This is a genomic window from Pseudoalteromonas sp. (assembly GCF_041613455.1).
GTDB lineage: Bacteria > Pseudomonadota > Gammaproteobacteria > Enterobacterales > Alteromonadaceae > Pseudoalteromonas.
The window spans coordinates 1-3,464 of sequence record NZ_JBFJHD010000268.1 but is presented as its reverse complement, the minus strand read 5'-3'; the positions used below and the strand labels follow the sequence as shown (position 1 = coordinate 3,464).

General features: G+C 43.1%; 5 protein-coding genes. All 5 read right to left on the bottom strand.

Features of this window, described 5'->3' with window-relative positions; all coding sequences use genetic code 11:
* On the bottom strand, positions 1 to 777 hold a 777-nt coding region (locus ABYB02_RS15695), incomplete at its 3' end, for a GTP-binding protein (protein ID WP_372763331.1).
* A gap of 199 nt (positions 778 to 976) precedes the next feature.
* Positions 977 to 1,336 (bottom strand): HTH domain-containing protein, encoded by a 360-nt coding sequence (locus tag ABYB02_RS15690; protein WP_226898045.1) that lies wholly within the window; start codon positions 1,334 to 1,336, stop codon positions 977 to 979.
* An 87-nt stretch (positions 1,337 to 1,423) separates the two neighbouring features.
* A complete protein-coding gene (locus tag ABYB02_RS15685) occupies positions 1,424 to 2,080 on the bottom strand; it encodes a 3-oxoacid CoA-transferase subunit B (RefSeq protein ID WP_024594936.1) in 657 nt (218 codons plus the stop codon).
* Between the two features lie 11 nt (positions 2,081 to 2,091).
* The gene (locus tag ABYB02_RS15680; RefSeq protein WP_011329568.1) at positions 2,092 to 2,799 is read right to left on the bottom strand and encodes a CoA transferase subunit A; all 708 of its coding nucleotides are present in this window, start codon (positions 2,797 to 2,799) and stop codon (positions 2,092 to 2,094) included.
* 9 nt (positions 2,800 to 2,808) lie between these two features.
* Positions 2,809 to 3,464 (bottom strand): SDR family NAD(P)-dependent oxidoreductase (locus tag ABYB02_RS15675; protein ID WP_372763330.1); only part of this gene is annotated, 656 nt, incomplete at its 5' end.

The window sequence follows — 3,464 nt, the reverse complement described above, 5'->3', positions numbered from 1 at the left end:
TGCTGAGCCACAGTATGTTGGGAAGAAAGCAAGGTCACGAGTACCTTTGCGAATACAACGCTTCACATCTTCAATTGAAGGGATTACACCTTCCATGTACGTTTCTAGTAGCTCATCGTCTTGCTCAACAGCAGTTTCGATAAGTAACTCATGGTATTCCTCAACTTGGTCAACCATGTCTGCAGGAACATCTTCAATAGTGTAGTTCTCTGGAAGACCAGTCGCATCCCAAACATATGCTTGCTTGGTTAGAACGTCAACAACACCAACAAACTCATCTTCTCTACCGATTGGTAAAGTCATGATTAATGGAGTTGCACCAAGTACTTTTTGTACTTGATTAGTTACACGGAAGAAATCAGCACCCATACGGTCTAATTTGTTTACGAAAATAACACGTGCTACACCTGACTCATTCGCATAACGCCAGTTAGTTTCTGATTGTGGTTCAACACCACCAGAGCCACAGAATACACCGATGCCGCCATCTAATACTTTAAGTGAACGGTAAACTTCAACAGTGAAGTCAACGTGTCCAGGAGTATCGATAACGTTAAAACGGTGATCTTTCCAGAAACAGCTTACAGCCGCAGACTGAATAGTAATACCGCGCTCAGACTCTTGATCCATGAAATCTGTAACTGATGTGCCATCGTGCGTGTCACCACTTTTGTGGATTTGACCAGTAAGCTTTAGTATACGCTCAGTGGTGGTAGTTTTACCCGCATCAACGTGCGCGAAAATACCAATGTTTCTGTACTTCGATAAATCTGCCATTAGTTTACTCTTAATAAAGTCGAAAAATTATTCGGCCAGAGTATAACATCACTTAAAGCGAACATCACCATAGAAGTCGCTTAAAATGCAGCCAATTATATAAAAAAAATGATCCATCCTTTGAAATAGCTATTTTTTGTAGTGCGAGCGAGCGATCTATTTACCTAATGAGGCCTTACCTTACTCTGTACTCTTTATTTTATTGGCATATTTTATAGCAACGCTCTGGACGACCAATACTACCATAGCTTTGATCAGCTCTAACCTGCTCTGCTTCAAGCATGTATTCTAGATATCGGCGAGCAGTCGATCGGCTTACACCCACTAAATCACCCATTTGCTGAGCTGTAAATGCTGTTTCTTTATGTTCATTAAATGCAGTTATTATTTTTTTTAAGGTAAGCGAGTCGACTCCTTTGGGTAAGCGTGTTGTGGTACTAACACGCTCTTTTGAACCAAATAGGGTATCAACCATAGACTGCGTCACCTCAACAGCAGCCGAAAAGCATTGTTGGCGAGCTTCAAAACGTGCCAGAGCTTGATCTAACCTACTTAACATGAGTGGTTTTATAACGCGGATTCAAATTGGTAGCTTTTAAGTTATAAAAAAACCCGCAACAATGCGGGCTTAATTAATAAGCTATTATTAAAATGTCATTTCGGGTGTGTTTTTAGGGATAATTAAACGCCCCTGTGTTTTCGCTTGAATTTCTTCTACGCTCACTCCGGGGGCGCGCTCTAATAAATGAAATGCACCATCTTTAATTTCCAGTAAGGCCAAGTCGGTAATTACTTTATTAATACACCCCACACCGGTGAGCGGTAAGCTGCACTCACTGAGTAATTTTGACTCACCATGCTTATTAGCGTGGGTCATGGTACAAATAATGTTTTTTGCACCAGCCACTAAATCCATCGCACCGCCCATACCTTTTATTAACTTATTGGGGATCATCCAGCTAGCAATATTGCCGTTTTGGTCAACCTCAAAGGCACCCAATACGGTTAAGTCAACATGACCGCCGCGGATCATCGCAAAGCTTTCGGCTGAGTTAAAAATTGCTGCGCCAGTGGCGGCAGTAACGGTTTCTTTACCGGCGTTTATCATATCAGCATCGAGCGCATCGGCAGTAGGATACTGCCCCATACCCAGTAGGCCATTTTCTGATTGCAGCATTACTGCAATATTATCGGGGACATAGTTAGCTACTAAGGTAGGAATACCAATGCCTAAATTAACGTAATAGCCATCTTGTAATTCCATCGCGACTCGCTTGGCGATTTGTTCACGTGTTAATGCCATTAGCTTACTCCTTATTGCTTTGCTGCTTGGGTGGTCACTTTTTCTATGCGTTTTTCAAACACCCCTTTTATAACCCGATCGATATAAATACCGGGAGTGTGTATTTGGCTTGGCTCTAACTCCCCAGGCTCTACAATTTCTTCTACTTCGAGTACAGTTATTTTACCTGCGGTGGCGGCCATAGGATTAAAGTTCATCGCGGTATGGCGATAAATACAATTACCAAAGCGATCCGCTTTCCAGGCTTTTACAATGGCAAAGTCACCGGTAATACTGTGTTCTAACAAGTAGTCTCGACCATTAATATTGCGCGTTTCTTTGCCCTCAGCCACTGGCGTGCCTACTCCAGTGGCGGTATAAAAAGCAGGAATACCTGCACCACCAGCGCGCATTTTTTCAGCCAGTGTACCTTGTGGAGTAAGCTCTACATCTAGCTCACCACTAAGTAGTTGCTGCTCAAATAAGGCATTTTCGCCCACATACGAGGCCACCATTTTGCGTATTTGTTTATCCTCTAGTAACACGCCTAAACCAAAACCATCTACGCCACAGTTATTAGACACCACAGTTAAGTTACGAATACCTTGGCGTTTAATTTGGCCAATAAGTCCCTCCGGTATACCGCACAAGCCAAAACCACCGGCAATCACTGTCATGCCATCCTCAAGCCCTGCCATTGCTTCGCTGTAACTGCTTACTACTTTATCGAATCCTGCCATTGTTAGCTCCTATTGTGCGGTCCAGCCGCCATCTATTGCTATAGCTCGTGCGGTAATGTTTCGCGCCGCATCAGCCATTAAAAAGGTTACCGTATGGTGTATTTCATCTAAACCAATAAAGGCTTTTTTAGGCATGGGTGCTAGCATAATAGTATCGATAACTTGTTGCTCAGATAAACCATGCTCTTTGGCTTGTGCGGCAATTTGCTGCTCTACTAGCGGAGTTTTCACATACGCGGGGCACACGGTATTAATGGTTATATTGGCATCTCCTGTTTCAAGCGCTATGGTTTTACTAAAGCCAATTAAGCCATGTTTGGCGGCCACATAGGCCGACTTATATTTAGAGGCCACCATGGCATGAATAGAGCCAATATTAATAATTCGGCCAAAATTTTGTTCCCGCATTTTAGGCAATACCGCTTGGGTCATCATTGCAGGCCCAACTAACATTACTTGCTGCAAAAATTGCCATTTATCAGCCGGAAATTCTTCAAGCTTTGCTACGTGCTGAATGCCGGCATTATTTATAAGTACATCAACAGCTTGCGGTAACTGCTTAAAAAAAACGGTAATTGCCTCGCTGTCGGCCACATTTAATGCATAACCTTGGGCTTTTCCGCCATTAGTAACAATATCTTCTGCCGCTTCTTTTGCGTGCGCTG

Excerpts from the sequence above, each read along its gene's own strand:
- ABYB02_RS15685 (WP_024594936.1), bottom strand. The coding sequence starts at position 2,080 with ATGGCATTAACACGTGAACAAATCGCCAAGCGAGTCGCGATGGAATTA.
- ABYB02_RS15690 (WP_226898045.1), bottom strand. The coding sequence starts at position 1,336 with ATGTTAAGTAGGTTAGATCAAGCTCTGGCACGTTTTGAAGCTCGCCAA.
- ABYB02_RS15680 (WP_011329568.1), bottom strand. The coding sequence starts at position 2,799 with ATGGCAGGATTCGATAAAGTAGTAAGCAGTTACAGCGAAGCAATGGCA.